We start from the raw sequence: 16,698 nt of genomic DNA on the forward strand, positions 1-16,698 counted from the left end.
AAGTTAATGCGCGCTTTCCCAGTTGCTGCCCACGCCTACTTCGGCGAGTAGCGGCACATCTAGTTTCGCTACACTTTGCATCAACTCTGGCAGTTTCTGTTTCACCAATTCAAGCTCGCTATCTGCTACTTCTAGCACCAGCTCATCGTGTACTTGCATGATCAGTTTGGTGTTTAGCTGTTCATCTTTCAGCCATTTATCTACTGCAATCATGGCGAGTTTGATTAAGTCTGCCGCAGTGCCTTGCATAGGCGCGTTGATGGCGGCACGTTCGGCACCTGCTCTACGCATGCCATTGGCGCTGTTGATTTCCGGTACCCACAGCCTGCGGCCGAAGTAAGTTTCTACATAGCCTTTTTCTTTGGCGAGTTCGCGCGTGTCCTGCATGTACTGGCGTACGCCCGGGTAGCGTGCAAAGTAGCGTTCTATATAGTTTTGTGCGGCGCTACGCTCGATATTGAGGTTTTGCGCCAAGCCAAATGCGCTCATGCCGTAAATCAGGCCAAAGTTAATCACTTTGGCGTAACGGCGCTGTTCGTTATCCACGGCGCTACGTTCCACACCAAAGATTTCGGCAGCGGTGGCGCGGTGAATATCTTCATTGTTGGCAAAAGCTTGCAGCATGCCGGCATCTTTAGATAGATGCGCCATGATACGCAGCTCAATTTGCGAGTAATCTGCAGAAACGATATGACTGCCGGGCGGTGCGATAAAAGCTTCGCGGATGCGGCGGCCTTCCGCGGTGCGCACCGGAATGTTTTGCAAGTTAGGATCGCTACTGGCCAAACGCCCGGTGATTGCCACTGCCTGATTGTAGTTGGTATGTACGCGCCCAGTGTGCGCGTTAATCATTTTCGGCAGCTTGTCGGTATAGGTAGATTTTAATTTGGCTAAACCACGGTATTCCAGCAGCACTTTCGGCAGTGGGTAATCCAGCGCTAGTTCCTGTAGTACGTCTTCATCTGTAGATGGCGCGCCAGAAGGGGTTTTCTTAATCGGTTTGATGCCTAGTTTGCCAAATAAAATCTCTTGTAGTTGCTTAGGTGAGCCTAAGTTAAATGGTTGCCCAGCCAGCTCAAAAGCCTTTGCTTCTAGCTCCATTAGCTTCATGCCAATTTCGTTACTTTGGCGATTGAGCATGTTGGCATCAATCAGCACGCCGTTGCGCTCGATGGTAAACAGGCATTCCATTGATGGCATTTCCACCTGGCTATAAATGAAATTGAGTTTGTCATCTTGCAGCACTTGTGGCGATAGCGCTTCATGCAGTTGCAAGGTAATGTCGGCATCTTCAGCGGCGTACTCGGCGGCAACTTCTATGGTTACCTGATTAAAGCCGACTTGCTTGGCACCTTTGCCCGCCACTTGCTCAAAGCTGATGGGCTCAATGCCTAAGTGTCGTGCGCTCAGTTCATCCATCCCGTGGCCGCGGTGGCTTTCCAGCACGTAAGACTGCAGCAAGGTGTCGTGTGCAATGCCGTTCAGTGCAATGCCGTGGTTTGCTAATACGTGTTTATCGTATTTTAGGTTTTGCCCTACTTTTTTGATAGTTGGGTTCTCCAGCAAAGGCTTGAATTTGGCTAAAACCTCTGCCAAAGGCAGTTGTGAAGGCGCATCAAAATAATCGTGCGTGAGTGGTAAGTAGGCGCCAGTGCCTGCGGCTACACTAAACGACATGCCGACAATTTGAGCGGTGAGCGGGTCTAGTGAGGTGGTTTCGGTATCAAAGCAGATTAGTTCTGCTTGATTGAGTTTAGCAAGCCATGTGTCTAAAACAGCCTCGCTAAGTATGGTTTCATACTGGCGGCTGATGTTAGGGGTGTAATGGTGATTTGTGGTTTTTGGCTCGGCTTTGGGTGTTGATACAGCTCCGGCATTGGTTTGCGGTGCTGTTGCGGGTGAGCCGAATAAATCACCTGACGTACCTGCCGGTGCGAGTTCGACGCTGGGTTGGCTGACCGCATCTGGCATGTTGTCTAGCTCGCGCTTCCAGCTTCTAAATTCAAAGTGGTCAAATAATGCAGCCAGTTTGGCTTTGTCGGGTGCCTGTTGTACTAGTTCGTCAAAGTGTTCGCGGATACCCACGTCACAGCGGATAGTAATCAGCTCGCGTGCGGTGGGGAGCCACGGTAATGCTTTGCGCAGATTCTCTCCAACCACGCCTTTAATGCTGTCGGCATTGGCGACAATATTATCTAGCGTGCCGTATTCTTTTAGCCATTTCACTGCGGTTTTTGGGCCCACTTTTTCCACGCCGGGTACGTTGTCCGAGGTGTCACCAATCAGTACCAGATAATCAATAATCAAGCTGGGCGGGATGCCGAATTTATTTTCCACACCTGCGACATCTAGCACGTCATCAGTCTTACGGAAAGCATCGCGCATGGTGTTGACCACGGTAATTTGCTCGTTCACCAGCTGTGAAATGTCTTTATCGCCGGTAGAGATAATGGTTTTAATGCCTTGTTGCTCCGCTTGTTTTGCCAGTGCGCCAATCACGTCGTCCGCTTCTACGCCATCTTCAATGATGAGTGGCCAGCCCATGGCGCGTATGGTTTCAAATAGCGGCTCAATTTGTGAGCGCAAATCATCAGGCATGCTGGCGCGGTTAGCTTTGTATTCTGGATAAATGTCATCGCGGAAGGTTTTGCCCTTAGCGTCAAACACACAGGCACTGTATTCGGCAGGGTAGTCTTTATGCAGGCGGCGCAACATGTTAAGTACGCCCTGAATCGCGCCTACCGGCTCGTTGGCAGAGTTGCGCAGATCAGGCATGGCGTGGAACGCACGATACAAATAAGACGAGCCATCCACCAGTAGTAAAGTTTTCATATATCAATCCAAAAATTGCGAGCGGCCGTTACGTTAAATAGCCGCAAGTTTGCGGCAAATAATTGCAATAGGTTGTTGCCAACGGTCTTTAATCGCCTACATAATAAAACATATATGACATGCTTAAAAATTGTTTGTGTGCAGATTTTTAATTTAGTGCGCTGCATTTAGTTGGCCAAAGTTTTGATAGTTCAGCTTTGGTATTTCAATTTTAGTATTTCATTCATCAAGGATTAATCGTCATGACCATAGTTAAAAAAATTCCAAAAATTACTGACCCTGATGTGCAGGGGATGCATCACACCGGCCTTGAGTCCTGGCATGCGTTTAAGATCATGTCCGAGTTTGTGGATGCCACTGAGCGCCTGAAAGAAATTACGCCTGCTGTTTCTATTTTTGGCAGTGCGCGTACCAAGCCAGACAGCCCTTATTACGAGCTGACGGTGGATATTGCCAGACGTCTTTCTGATGCCGGTTTTGCGGTGATTTCAGGCGGCGGCCCTGGCATTATGGAGGCTGCCAATAAAGGTGCATTTGCTGGCAAGTCGCCCAGCATTGGTCTAAATATTGAGCTGCCGCATGAGCAGAATGCTAATCCATATCAAGATATCAGCCAGAATTTTAAGCACTTTTTTATGCGTAAAGTCATGTTTGTAAAGTATGCGAGCGCTTATGTGGTGATGCCCGGTGGCTTTGGTACTCTAGATGAATTGATGGAGGCGATTACCTTAGTGCAAACCGGTAAAACGCTTAGGATTCCAATTATCTTGGTCTGCGAGCCATTTTGGCGCGGGTTGGTGGATTGGGTGAAAACCACGCTGGTGAATGAAGATATGATTTCCACCAGTGACCTGGATTTAATCCAGATGATTGATGACCCGGAAGAGATCGTGCAGGCTATTTTCAAACATTACGAAACCCGTGGTTTCAAGCTTTCAGCAGAAGAAGAGCGCATCCAGCTTTATTTGTAATCATATGGCCTTATGTTGGGTGGTTTTTGATAGAATAGGGCTTGTTTAGTTGATGATGTTCATGCCGTAAAGGGTGGTAATGATGATGCATAAAAGTTATAAAAATCTAAGTGCTTTATTGCTCGCAGCAATGCTGGTACCAACGCTATTGCAAGCTAGAGAGCTGCCATCCAATCTGCAGCCGCTAGAGGACATTCCACCACCTAGCATTAGTTCGGAAGATACACCGGATGAGCCTGAAGTGACTATTGTCAAAAAGAATGGCGAAACCATTGAGGAATACCGTATTGGTGGCCAGCTCTACATGATGAAGGTAACGCCTAAGCACGGTGTGCCTTATTATTTACATAGGGAAGACCAAGATGGCGCTTGGGTAAACGTAGGGCCTAATCCGCCATTATCTGTTCCTAAATGGACTATCTTTAGATTCTAATCATTCATTGACCAAGCCAAAATTAACCAAACCAAAATTAACTAAATCAGGCATGTGGATGCGAGCAGCGTTTTCATCTACATGCTTGATATAATGCCCTGCCTTTAATTATTTCCAGTTTTTAAATTATATCTATGTCTGTTTTTACCTCAGTTAGCAACCAACAACTACAAGCTTGGCTTCAGGATTACTCCATTGGTGAGCTGGTTGAGTTGAAAGGTATTTCCTCAGGCATTACCAATACCAATTATTTTGTGACTACTACGCAAGATAGATACGTGCTGACCTTGTTTGAGCACAACACGATAGATGAACTGCCTTACTTTATTGATTTAATGCATCATTTATCTACGCACGGTGTACCTTGCCCAGACCCAATCAGCAATAAAGCTGGCGTCAACTTACATATGCTCAATGGCAAGCCTGCCGTCTTAATCAGTTGCCTAAGTGGTCAGGATATTACGGCACCTACCAGCGTGCACTGCGCAGAGGTGGGTCGAGTGCTGGCGCAAATGCATTTGGCTGGAGAGTCTTTTGCTTCACAGTATTCTGAGCAGGCACATCAAAACCCGCGTGGCGCGGATTGGCGTAACCAAACCGCACAAAAAGTGATGGCGCACTTGTCAGCAGAAGACCAGCAACTGCTGACTGAAACACTGGCGTTCCAAGCCGAGCTAGACACCTCAGCCTTGCCTAAAGGCATTATCCATGCAGATTTGTTCCGCGATAACGTACTGTTCGATGGCGATAAAGTCGGTGGTTTGATCGATTTCTACTACGCATGCCATGATGTGCTGGCCTACGACTTGGCTATTGTGGCCAATGACTGGTGCGTGCAGGCAGACGGGCAGTTGGATGCTGCTAAAGTGGAGGCGTTATTGCAAGCTTATCAAGCGGTGCGTCCGTTTGCAGAGGCTGAGCTTGCGGCATGGAATGGCTTGCTGCGGATTGCGGCATTGCGTTTTTGGCTGTCACGCTTGTATGACCAGATTTATCCGCAAGCGGGTGAGTTAACGCATGCGAAAGACCCCAATCATTTTAAAAATATACTTAGATTGCGCACCGCACATGAGCTACGTGCTGCGCACGCCTAAGCAGGTAGTTAAGAGTAGGCTGATTTAAAACTAGAGGTGAAAGCATCATGGCAGAAAATCTAAATACGCAATCTCCGGCAATTAAACAAGTGCCAGCGGCAAACGCGTGGCTTTGGATAGTAAACGGCATTAATTTGTTTAGAGCTAACCCTGTGATGTGGGTAATTTTACTGCTGATTTATTTGGCTATTATGATTCCTATTTCGCTGGTGCCGATATTGGGTTCTGTGGTCAGCACTTTGTTAGCTCCGGTGTTCGCAGCAGGCATGATGTGGGGCTGCCAAGCGCTTACGCGTGACCAAGAGTTGGAAATCAATCACCTGTTTCAAGGCTTTAAGCAAAACACCTCACAGTTGGTAGCGGTGGGTGGTTTTTATATGATGAGCCTGCTGGTGATAGCGGTGTTGGTTGTGCTGATGCTGGATCGAAATGCGGTAGAGTTGATTGCGCAAGGCAAAGATCTCAGCCCTGAGCAGGCAAGCACGGTGATCTTGCCATTGTTTATTGCGATGTTTTTGTTGATGCCGGTGCTGATGGGTTACTGGTTTGCACCAGTATTGGCGGGGCTTAATCAACTTAAAGCCGTAGATGCAATGAAGTTAAGCTTTGTCGCATGCTTAAAGAATATGCTGCCGTTCCTACTGTATGGCTTGATGTTTATGGCGGTTTTAATGGCTGCCATGTGGCTGGTAGTCAGCGTCCACGTGATATTTTCTGTGGTGTTTGTCGCCATCATCCCAGTGATGATGACTAGCCTTTACACCAGCTACGCTGACATCTTTGGGGTAGAAGACACTAACCAAGTTGATCAACCTGATCAGGTTAGCTAGCGCTAACTGAGTGGTATAGGCAGCGGGGGCTTGCGTTCCGGCTTTACTGTCAGGTTTTATGCTCAGGCTTGGCTTTTAGACTTGCCGGATTCTTACTCCGTTTAGCGCAAATCATCAGAATTTGCGCTAGAGTGAACTGGCGCCAATAGGAACCTAGATTGCCGTTAGTTTGGCAAACTCCAGCGCCAGCCACTTCAGGCCTTCTCGTCCAAAATTTACTTGTACACGCATATCGTTGGCGTTGCCTTCATAACTCACTACCACGCCATTACCAAATTTATTGTGTGCAACTTGTTGGCCCACTTTCCACGGCATGGCATTTTTTTGCGTACTACTTTGTTGCTTGCTCATCACTGCCGGCAGTTCGTTGTAATCTCTGCCGTAGCCTGATTTAGCCACCGGTTTGCTATTTAAATGTTTGAGCAGTTTATCCGGAATTTCATCTAAAAAGCGCGATGGAATGCCGTAACGTACCTGCCCATGTAGCATGCGGCTTTGGGCATGACTTAAATACAAGCGTTGGCGCGCACGTGTGACCGCTACATACATGAGCCTGCGTTCTTCTTCTAGGCCATTGGCTTCGTAGGTGCTTTGCTCATGCGGGCATAAACCTTCTTCTAAGCCGCTAATAAATACAACTTTGAACTCTAGGCCTTTAGAGGCGTGCACCGTCATAAGTTGCAGTGCTTCACGCCCTACGTCGGCCTGGTGTTCACCGGCCTCTAAACTGGCATGGCTTAAAAATTGGGTGAGTAAATCTTGTTCGGTTTCGCCATCTGCATTGCTGTGGTTACCAAAATCCTGATTGGTAAACGCCACCGCTGCGGTCACCAGTTCTTCTAAGTTGGCGATGCGGTCTTCACCTTCTTTTTCATTTTGGTAGTGCGCCTTGAGGCCAGAGAGTGTGGTGGCCAGTTCGGCCAGTTCGGCTAGGCTGATGCCATAGGCTTCATCTACCATTTGCCTAATTAGGGCAACAAAGCCATCTATGCCTTTGCCGCCCACTTTGCCGTTGCCTACTTTGTTGATAGCAGCTTGCCAGAGGCTACAGTTTCCGGCGCGTGCTGCTTCTTGCAGTTGCTCTAAACTACGTGCGCCGATGCCGCGTGCTGGAAAGTTAATCACACGCAGTAATGCAGTATCGTCATTGGCGTTAGCAATCAGGCGCATATAAGCGAGCGCGTGTTTAATTTCGGCACGTTCAAAGAAGCGCAGGCCGCCATATACCCGGTACGGTAGGTTGGCCGAGAATAGTGCATGCTCCAATACGCGTGATTGTGCGTTAGAGCGGTAGAGCATGGCCATTTCGCCTAGCTCCGTGCCTTCGGCATGCAGCATTTTAATTTCATCCACAATAAACTGCGCTTCGTCATTGTCGTTGTAAGCTTGGTACACACGTACCGGTTCGCCGGCACCAGCACTGGTCCATAGGTTTTTACCTAAGCGGTTTTTGTTGTGCGAAATAATGGCATTGGCGGCATCTAGGATATTGCTGTGCGAACGGTAGTTTTCCTCTAGCTTTACTATGCTCTGTACGTTAAAGTCGGTTTCAAAGTCGCGCATATTGCCGACACGCGCACCGCGGAAGCCATAAATAGATTGGTCGTCATCACCTACGGCAAACATGCAGTTGTCTTTACCTGCTAAGAGTTTTAACCATTGATATTGCAGGCGGTTGGTATCTTGAAACTCATCCACTAATATGTAGCGGAAACGGCTTTGATAGTGCTGGCGAATATTGGTGTCGCGCTCCAGTAGTTCGTAACAACGTAATAGCAGCTCAGCAAAGTCGGCTACGCCATCACGCTGGCATTGTTTATCGTATTCTTCAAAGATTTCGCGTAGTTTTTGTGAGTGTGGGTCATAAGCATCCACTGCATGTGCTCTCAGGCCTTCGTCTTTGCAACCGTTAATGTAGTTTTGCACCTGTTTGGGCGGAAACTTCTCGTCATCCACGTTCATCAGCTTCATCAGGCGTTTAATCATGGAAAGCTGGTCGGCAATATCCAGAATCTGGAAGCTGGCAGGTAAGCCTGCCTCACGGTGATGTGCACGTAGTAAGCGGTTGCACAGTCCATGGAAAGTACCAACCCACATGCCACGGGTGTTGATGGGTAATGATGCGGTGATGCGGGTGAGCATCTCTTTTGCCGCTTTGTTGGTAAACGTCACTGCCAATAAGCCAGTAGGTGAAACTTGCTCGGTTTGGATTAGCCATGCAATCCGTGCGGTGAGCACGCGCGTTTTTCCGCTACCAGCACCTGCTAAAATCAGCGCAGATTGTTGGGGGAGAGTGACGGCTTCCAGTTGTTTATTGTTTAAGCCGGCTAAAAGCGGATCTTGCATGGTGGTTTGCGTATTCATAGCTGCTATTTTAGCATGACTACTTAGAGTGAATATTTAGTGCGAATATTTCATCTATAACGGCAACTTAGCATGTGCCGGATGTGCGAGCTGATGCCAGTTGCGGCGAGATTTGTGGGACATGCAAGCGTGGTGTGTGGCGCGAATGCGTAAAAAATAAAAGAGTTCGGAACTTATTGTGAAAAGGCTTAGTCAGAGCTTACAGGTAACGCTAGTTGCCTTTCCGCTCCAATCCTCCCTGAGCGGAAGCCTTAGACGATGAGGCATTTTTTGGACCCCGATTTCATCCCCTTGGTTGGGGTCTTTTTTTGCCTGCTATTTATGCAAAGGCTTATTTATGGGTGATAGTATAAACTTAAATATTGCCAATTGTAAATAACTTGTAAATTATTTGTAACTTAATGCGCTAGCAGTTTAAAGCAGCAGTGTTTGGGAGTAGCCTGCTGGAATCAACCCGAATATTAATGTCATGACATCAAATACTAGATTCCCTACCTTGTTTATTTCCCATGGCGGCGGCCCCTGGCCTTATGTAGAGGACATGCGGCGGCTGTTTGCCGTTACCGAGGCTGAGTTGGCTAAGCTGCCTACCAGCCTGCCGGCAAAGCCAAAAGCGATATTGGTGATTACCGGTCACTGGGAAGAGCCGCAGTTTACGGTGTCTACCGCACAGCAGCCGCCTATGGTGTATGACTATTCCGGCTTTCCAGAGCATACTTATCATGTGCAGTACCCAGCTGCGGGCAGCCCGGCTTTGGCTAAGCGTGTTGGTGAGTTGTTGGCGTTAAGCGGTGTACCTGTGTTGGAGGATGCGCAGCGCGGTTTTGATCACGGTACTTTTGTGCCTTTGATGCTGATGTATCCGCATGCCGATGTACCTGTGGTGTTGCTGTCAATGAAGTCTAACTATGACCCACTGGAGCATATCAAGCTGGGTGAGGCTTTAGCCCCGCTGCGAGATGAAGGGGTGCTGATTGTGGGCAGTGGGCTTACTTATCACAATATGCGCGGCTTTGGGCGGCCGACATCATTTGAACCATCGGTGCAGTTTGAGCAATATTTATACGAAGCAATTGTTAACTCTAGCTCGCAGCAGCGTAATCAGGCGCTGGTGGATTGGGAGCAGGCGCCGAGTGCGCGTTTAGTGCATCCGCGTGAGGATCACTTGATTCCTTTAATGGTGGTGGCGGGTGCGGCAGGGGATAGTGTGGGTGAGCGTATTTTTACGGATACCGTGTTTGGGGTGGTAATGGCTTCTTACCGCTTTGGCTAGTAGAGAGTTGGGAGGTAGTGCTGAATAGTGCTCAAGGTGTAAGTTGGCTAGGTAATGGGTTCATCGCCTAGCCTGTGCCGTCATCCTATCCCCAACCATGTGGCCTCTTCTCTAAGTTTTGCTTCTAAATCAACTTGCGCTAAGTCTGTGCTGTTGGCGTTACGCTCAGCGCTAATGCTAAGTTTTGTATTGTTCAGGCTGGTTGAGTTTCTCCAGTAGTAGATGTTTGCTAAGGTCATGATGGTTCTCTTTTTCAGTATTAATTTATAGTATTCAAGTTGGGTATTGCCACTCTCCAGCCTAAGCCTGAGAGTGGTGTGCATGTTGTAAGGTTGTTTAAATAAATGCTGTTTTGTTGGCAGTAATAAAATCTTCAAATCTGGTTAGTGGGCGGCCGAGTAATGTTTCGCCATCAGCAGTGACTACTGCTGCTTGGTTGGAGGCAAATACCTCAAACAGCTCCAGCACGCCTTTGGCTTGCCACTCTGGCCAGCCTGAACCAGTTAATGATGCATAGGTCGTCTCTTCGTCTGGTGATACGTAGTCAACGCTATGTCCGGTCACGCGAGCAAACACTGCTGCAATGTCGCTGCCTGACAGCAACTCTGGACCAGTTAGGTTGTACGCTTTGTTAGCGTGGCCTTCCGTGGTGAGGATAACCGCTGCTGCCTCGCCAATGTCCTGTACATTGAGTGGTGCAAGTTTGCCGTCTCTGATACTAAAGTATAATTTGCCGCTTTTTACACCGTCTGCCCAGCCAAAGAAGTTATCCTGGAACCAGATAGTGCGCAGGTGTGTCCATGGCAAGCCTGATGCTTCTAGGTATTTCTCTGCCTCACGGAACTGTTTGGCAAATAAAATCGCTTCCCATTCGGCACCCACTACAGATAACAGCACGATTTGATTCACAGTGCCTGACGCAACTGCCGCATCTACGGTGTGTTTGGCATGTTGCGCTCTGTTTTCTACATTACCCGGAATGATGTATACCTTGGTCACGCCGGCAAACGCAGCAGTTAATGTGGCAGGTTGGTCTAGATCAAAAATAGCGGTTTCTATCGTTGGAAACTTTTCTTTAAGTTGAGCGGCTTTACTTGCGCTTCTTACACCAGCCACAACTTTGATGTTGCTGTCTTTTTTGTTTACCAGTGCTTCAATGGCTGCTACGCCGTTATTACCTGCTGCACCTACGATTAAAATGGTTTCCTGTGTCATGGTATTGCTCCTAAAATATGTTTAATAATTAAAAATAAATAAAAAGTTAGTAAGGTAGGTCGAACATCAGTAGCTCTGCATCTACAGCATTGCTAAATTCAATCGATGTTTCGTCCTGAATTTTTAAGGCGTCACCCGTGGTCAATTTAATGCCGTTGATTTCCACTTGGCCTTTAATCAAATGCACGTAACCGGTTCTATTAGATGCTAATTGATGAGTTAATCTGTGTTCTTCATTCAATATCGCTGCATAGATGCTGGCATTTTGGTGAATCAGCACTGAGCCATCTTTTCCATCTTGTGAAGCAATCAAACGCAGTTGTCCTGTTTTTGATGCGCTATCAAAATGTTTTTCCTCGTAGCTTGGTGCAATGCCTGTTACGTTAGGGTTAATCCAAATTTGTAAAAAGTGCACGCGTTCAGTGCTGGAGTGATTAAATTCACTATGGCTTACACCAGTACCGGCACTCATTCTTTGCACATCACCGTAACGAATCACAGAGCCATTGCCCATGCTGTCTTTGTGCTCCAGTGCGCCGCTTAACACATAGCTAATGATCTCCATGTTTTCATGGCTGTGTGTGCCAAACCCGCGGGCAGGTTGTACGCGGTCTTCGTTAATCACTAGTAGTGGCCCAAAGCCCATTTGCTCTGGGTTGTAATAGTGACCGAATGAGAATGAATGGTTTGATTGCAACCAGCCATGGTCAGCTGCACCGCGTTGGCTATTTTTAAGAACCTGTAACATAATCAATCTCCTTATTTGTGCTGTATTGGCAACATTGTCATTTATCTATATGCGATAATTTGAAACATCGTATTCGTTAATAAATGACTGCCGGTTAATGTGAGAAGCATTATGAGCCGTTATTTCCATGATGAAAAACGGAAAAATTATCAACCTATCATCGAAAAAATCGAATGTTCAGAATAAGCCTAGATTCTTTATTAATTCTTGATGCTATTGACCGCGGCGGATCGTTCGCAGCAGCGGGTAATGAGCTACATAAAGTACCGTCTACCATTTCCTATACGGTGAGTAAGTTGGAGCAGGACTTAGGCGTGCAGGTGTTTGAGCGGCAAGGCCCTAAAGTGAGCTTAACCAGCGCGGGTAAAGAGCTATTAAAAGAAGGTCGCTATCTGCTGAAGGCAGCAGAAGACCTTGAGCATAGAGTGCGGCGTGTGGCTTCTGGCTGGGAAACAGAGTTATCCATCGGCATGGACTCCGTGTTTTCGCCCACCGCGCTAGTGGAGGATGTCGCTGAGTTTTACAAAGTGGCTAATCTGACCAGGTTGCGCTTTGCGCAAGAGGCATTGTCCGGCAGCTGGGAAGCGCTAATGGATAGGCGAGTGGATTTGCTGATAGGTGCTGCCGGTGAGGGGCCATCTGGTGGCGGCTATCACGCAGAGGTGATTGATACCATACAGTTTGTGTTTGCCGTTGCGCCTAATCACCCCTTAGCGAGCTTGAACCAACCGCTAGGTAAAGCTGAGTTATATCAGCATAGAGCCATTACGGTAAGCGATTCTGTGCGCAAAATGCCGCCGCGTACCGTGGGTTTGCTGTTTGGTCAGGAAACACTAGCCGTGCCTAATATGCGCACAAAATATGAGTTTCAGCTAGCTGGGCTTGGCTTTGGCTTTTTACCTGAGCCATTAGCGCGTGATGCCATTGCAAAAGGCTTGCTGGTAGAAAAACAAGTTGAGGAGACGCGCCAACCAGAATCCATCTATATGGCTTGGCGTAGCGGTGATACTGGTGCCGGCTTGAAATGGTGGATTGATAGAGTCAGATCTCAGCATATGGCAGAAAAGCTTTGGTTAGGAAGGATGAGTGCTGAGTATTAGGTTGGTTTTTGTGTTTAACCACCTGTTCTGTATGGGTGGTTGTTTCTAAGATTGTTGGCTGATAGTGTTTTGCTTGGTTTGAATTTACATGCATGCATGCAAGCGAGCTTACTATCCTGTGCGGCGATAAAACATTTAATCTCAGCATGCTAAAAAATGACAGATTAGCAGGGGCGTAAAAATAAACGCGCCCGAATTATTTGTAAGTACATTTGTAAATTCAGATTGTAGATAAGTGTAGCGATACTTTTTATTAACAACGAGATTGCAAATGAAGAAAAAACTAATCATACCTATCATGCTAGCTTCGCTAGTCCCTTTAATTGCCAGTTGGTTTGCTTACCCCGATACACATTTACCGCCCGGTTTTGGTGTGTTTCCTCCACAGTTTGTAGCAGCAGCTCCTGGTTTTAATCTAATTGTATTTAGCGCGTTGGCGTTTGTAGAGTTGGTTATACTGGCGCTGTATATTTCTCCCACGCTATTTGGGTTTAAAAAAGTCGCTCCCGCAGCACCTAATAAACCGTTACCTTTGCCTGTTTGGTTTTGGGTGGGGTTGGTGTCCACTTCATTCTTTTTGTGGCTGATGTGGACGCGCGTGACTATCTTTGGCGGCTTGGTTTATTACGCCTTTACACCGCTATGGTGGAGCTTTATTTTTACTCTGGACGCCATGGTTTATCGTTATAACAATGGCCAGTCTTTGCTCTCATCCAAAGCTAAAACACTAGTGATCAGCGCATTGGTTTCTTTGGTTGGTTGGCGTATGTTTGAGTATTACAATTACTTTGCGCTAGGCAATTGGTACTACCCGCAAACCGAAAGTATTCCTTCACTGTCACATGAAGCTGTAGTAGTGATATTTTTGCTCGCTTACACCACTGTTTGGCCTGCTATTTTTCAATGGTATATGTTGCTAAACACTTGCCCGAGTTTAACCAGCAGGTACTCTCAAGGCCCCAAAGTTAATATCAATGGTAATGTGTTGTTGTACGCAGGCTATGCCTTGTTATTTCTGATGGTGTTTTGGCCATATCCTTTATTTTGGGTGCTGTGGATTGGCGTATTGATGGTGTTTTCCGGCTTGCTTATCAAGCTGAATATTTGGACGCCGTTTGCTGACATGGCTAAAGGCAACTGGACCTCTGCACTGCTAGTTGCACTGGCAACCATGTTGAATGGCTTTGTTTGGGAGTGCTGGAACTATGGCAGCGCACATCCACAAATGCCGATTACTAACCCTAACTACTGGGTGTACGATATCCCTTACGTGAATGTGATACACATATTTTCAGAAATGCCGTTGTTAGGCTATATGGGCTACATGCCATTTGGTGTGTTAGCTTTGGTGATGTGGATATGGGCAGGTAATGTATTCGGTTTTGATACAAAAATCATTGATAGCGATCAACATTAGGACTGGCTGTAGATAGCACTAGATTACTCGTACGTGGTTTTAGATGCGCCTCGCATAAGTAGAGGCGCATATTTTCATCGCATAGCAGGTTTTACCACTGCTTACTCAGCATCATATGTAGGAAAAAGCCTTCATTACGCACTTCGGTATTATTGCCAAATAATTGGCTGTCGTAAGTCACTTTCTTAGGTAATAAAAACTCAATACCACTGGTGAGCTTCCAAGTTTCATCCAGCTTGCGAGCAAAGCCCAGTGTAATGTGTTCTTCTAAAATTGCGGCGAGCAACGCATTAGAGTTATTTCTTGGCACCGGATTTTTGCCATAGTTGTAGCCTGCGTATAAAGTAGTTTTGTCATTGTAAGTGTAGGCGGCACCCAACGCATATACTAACTGATTGCGCCAATCCTGTTGGCTGACATTCACGACTGAGGCGGGCGCAAACGAGCTTGAAGTGTCACTCCATGTTGTAGTGACATCGTTAATGGCATCGGCCCAGTTAAGCCAATTGATTTTGGCGGAAAGCAATAAATCAGCGTTAGGTTTAAAGGCCGCGCCAATGGCTACTTCACGCGGTAGGGCAAATCCTTTAATACTGAGATTGTCATATTTGGCAACACCAGCCGAGCCATAGTTAAATTTAGCTGTGCCGCCGGTGAGTGGTAATTCAGTTTTTTCTGTGTAGCTTGCGCCCAGTGTCCATTGCTCGTTTAATTTGTATTGCGCGCCTAGCTTAAAGCCGAAGCGTAGTGTATCTACCCCTTTATTTTTGAAGCCAGCAAAACTAGAGGTCGGCGGTGTGTGGTAAAAAAACTTTTGCTCAATACTTGCATAAATCATGCTAATAGAGCCACCGATTGCAAGGTTGTCTGACACTTGGCAGCCAATCCCTGGTGTTATTTTAGCAATGCCGAATAGTGAGCTCATTTCATCATCGGTGCCAAATGGCGTATTGATGTGTTTAAACACTGCGCCTGCGCCACCTTGTGAGAAAAAGCCAATACCTGCCGTGCAAGGAGAATTTTCCAGCTGTTGTGCATAGCCGCCGCCAGCTAGCATGACGTAACGATTATCTGCATGCTGGTCATTGCGTGCGTCTTGGTGTGATAAATCTGTAGTGCGCAGCATCGAGCCGTAAGCATCCATCAGCTTGCCTTTAACTTGCGCTAAACCCGCAGGGTTGGTGTTCAATGCGCTGGTGTCGCGTGCCACTGCAGTATCTGCACCGCCCATGAGGGTTGATTCTGCGCCGTAGCCAATTAAGTTGATGCCATTGGTCGCATGGCTAGACGTGCTAATGGCTAGCCCACAAACAGCCATTGCAAAAATGTGATTGCGTTTCATTTTTTGTTATTTCTTTGCTTGTATTAAGACGATGAGTGTTTGGTTTTATATCACTGTACTTGCAATTACTTCACTGGTGACTATTACTTCACTGGTGTTTTTATAATGCTTTTTATTATGCAATCAGTACAGTGTATATTTAATCTGTTACGACAATATTTTTTTATTCTATAGGGGCGGGGGGTATTTTAGTTACATTCTTTTGCAATACAACTAAATTGGGAGGGTAGTGGCCTAGCTAAGGCGAGCCTGCTGGATATGTTGATCTGGTAGCGGCAGCCTAATGTGATGCGGTTTATTGATCTGCCAAAAAGTTATCTACCAAGGCGATAAACGCTTGCGGTTGTTCTGCATGTACCCAGTGGTTTGTTGCTAAGCTGGCAAACTGTGCGTTGGTGAAATGGGTTTTAATGTGTTGAATGTCTGCATCACGCACGTAATCACTGCGTTCGCCGCGGATAAATAGACTGGGCTTCTCATAGTGTGTGTTTTCACATATGGCTTTTATCATGTGAGGGTAGTTGTTTCTAAGCGCGGCTAGATTAATGCGCCAAGCTAGCTTGTTTTCAATCTTGATTAAATTCATCAGTAAAAATTGGCGCACTGTTGTGTGTGGGATAGCGCTAACCAATGCTTTATCTGCATCACCACGGCTTTGCATGGCGTTTAGGTCAACTGCCAGCATTGCATCAATCATATGTGTATAGGCATCGGCGTAAGCGCGTATTGCCATGTCCACCACAATCAATTTTTCTAACCTGTCAGGGTGGTGCGTGGCAAATTGCATGGCCGTTTTGCCGCCTAGAGAATGCCCCAATAAATGGATGCGGTCTAAGTTAAGCGCATCACATAGCTCAAGCAAATCATTCGCCATATCGGCATAGGTTTGCGATTCATTATGTGGGGATCTGCCATGGTTACGTAAATCTACACTAATCACTTGGTATTGCTGCGCAAAGTGCTTAGCAACGGCGCCCCAGTTATCGCCAGAGCCAAATAAACCGTGTAGCAAAACTAGCGGATGAGGATTGCCTGAGGTTGGTGAGCCGAAGATTCGATAATGTAGTTGCATTTTTAAA

14 protein-coding genes are annotated in these 16,698 nt (G+C 46.9%); 7 read left to right on the plus strand and 7 right to left on the minus strand.

The genetic code is table 11. From position 1 onward, the window contains the following. Positions 1–3: 3 nt before the first annotated feature. On the minus strand, positions 4–2,832 hold the full coding sequence (gene polA / locus MMOL_RS02085; protein WP_015831357.1) for a DNA polymerase I: 2,829 nt from the start codon (positions 2,830–2,832) through the stop codon (positions 4–6). A gap of 242 nt (positions 2,833–3,074) precedes the next feature. On the opposite strand from polA, the gene MMOL_RS02090 reads away from it, so the two are divergent. The 4 genes from MMOL_RS02090 to MMOL_RS02105 all read left to right on the plus strand — a co-directional run bounded on the left by MMOL_RS02090 (position 3,075) and on the right by MMOL_RS02105 (position 6,160). Next, positions 3,075–3,803 (plus strand): LOG family protein, encoded by a 729-nt coding sequence (locus MMOL_RS02090; protein ID WP_015831358.1) that lies wholly within the window; start codon positions 3,075–3,077, stop codon positions 3,801–3,803. A gap of 79 nt (positions 3,804–3,882) precedes the next feature. Beyond that, entirely contained in the window at positions 3,883–4,236 is a 354-nt protein-coding gene (locus MMOL_RS02095) for a DUF2782 domain-containing protein (protein ID WP_015831359.1), read from the plus strand. 134 nt (positions 4,237–4,370) lie between these two features. Beyond that, positions 4,371–5,330, plus strand: coding sequence for a homoserine kinase (gene thrB, locus MMOL_RS02100; protein WP_015831360.1), 960 nt, complete (start codon positions 4,371–4,373; stop codon positions 5,328–5,330). Positions 5,331–5,377: 47 nt separating this feature from the next. Continuing rightward, positions 5,378–6,160, plus strand: a complete 783-nt coding sequence (locus MMOL_RS02105) for a BPSS1780 family membrane protein (protein WP_015831361.1) — start codon at positions 5,378–5,380, stop codon at positions 6,158–6,160. Between the two features lie 153 nt (positions 6,161–6,313). On the opposite strand, the gene MMOL_RS02110 is transcribed toward MMOL_RS02105, so the two are convergent. Continuing rightward, positions 6,314–8,524, minus strand: coding sequence for a UvrD-helicase domain-containing protein (locus MMOL_RS02110; RefSeq protein WP_015831362.1), 2,211 nt, complete (start codon positions 8,522–8,524; stop codon positions 6,314–6,316). A gap of 469 nt (positions 8,525–8,993) precedes the next feature. On the opposite strand from MMOL_RS02110, the gene MMOL_RS02115 reads away from it, so the two are divergent. Beyond that, complete coding sequence (locus MMOL_RS02115; protein WP_015831363.1) at positions 8,994–9,797, plus strand: DODA-type extradiol aromatic ring-opening family dioxygenase; 804 nt, start codon at positions 8,994–8,996, stop codon at positions 9,795–9,797. Positions 9,798–9,877: 80 nt separating this feature from the next. Here MMOL_RS02115 and MMOL_RS12165 read toward each other — a convergent pair whose 3' ends face one another. The 3 genes from MMOL_RS12165 to MMOL_RS02125 all read right to left on the minus strand — a co-directional run bounded on the left by MMOL_RS12165 (position 9,878) and on the right by MMOL_RS02125 (position 11,760). Further along, entirely contained in the window at positions 9,878–10,036 is a 159-nt protein-coding gene (locus MMOL_RS12165; protein WP_015831364.1) for a hypothetical protein, read from the minus strand. A 97-nt stretch (positions 10,037–10,133) separates the two neighbouring features. Beyond that, positions 10,134–11,012: an SDR family oxidoreductase gene (locus MMOL_RS02120; RefSeq protein WP_015831365.1), complete on the minus strand. Its 879-nt coding sequence runs from the start codon at positions 11,010–11,012 to the stop codon at positions 10,134–10,136. A 46-nt stretch (positions 11,013–11,058) separates the two neighbouring features. Beyond that, positions 11,059–11,760 carry a pirin family protein gene (locus tag MMOL_RS02125; RefSeq protein ID WP_015831366.1) on the minus strand — a complete coding sequence of 234 codons (702 nt, stop codon included), beginning with the start codon at positions 11,758–11,760 and terminating at the stop codon, positions 11,059–11,061. Positions 11,761–11,933: 173 nt separating this feature from the next. On the opposite strand from MMOL_RS02125, the gene MMOL_RS02130 reads away from it, so the two are divergent. Both MMOL_RS02130 and MMOL_RS02135 read left to right on the plus strand, forming a co-directional pair. Continuing rightward, positions 11,934–12,860: a LysR family transcriptional regulator gene (locus MMOL_RS02130; RefSeq protein ID WP_015831367.1), complete on the plus strand. Its 927-nt coding sequence runs from the start codon at positions 11,934–11,936 to the stop codon at positions 12,858–12,860. Positions 12,861–13,131: 271 nt separating this feature from the next. After that, positions 13,132–14,277 (plus strand): hypothetical protein, encoded by a 1,146-nt coding sequence (locus MMOL_RS02135; protein WP_015831368.1) that lies wholly within the window; start codon positions 13,132–13,134, stop codon positions 14,275–14,277. 91 nt (positions 14,278–14,368) lie between these two features. Here the strand turns inward: MMOL_RS02135 and MMOL_RS02140 are convergent, their stop codons facing one another. Together MMOL_RS02140 and MMOL_RS02145 are read right to left on the minus strand one after the other, a co-directional pair. Next, positions 14,369–15,619: an OmpP1/FadL family transporter gene (locus MMOL_RS02140; protein ID WP_015831369.1), complete on the minus strand. Its 1,251-nt coding sequence runs from the start codon at positions 15,617–15,619 to the stop codon at positions 14,369–14,371. Between the two features lie 295 nt (positions 15,620–15,914). Continuing rightward, entirely contained in the window at positions 15,915–16,691 is a 777-nt protein-coding gene (locus MMOL_RS02145; RefSeq protein ID WP_015831370.1) for an alpha/beta fold hydrolase, read from the minus strand. Between the last annotated feature and the right edge of the window lie 7 nt (positions 16,692–16,698).

This window comes from Methylotenera mobilis JLW8 (genome assembly GCF_000023705.1).
Taxonomy (GTDB): Bacteria; Pseudomonadota; Gammaproteobacteria; order Burkholderiales; family Methylophilaceae; genus Methylotenera; species Methylotenera mobilis.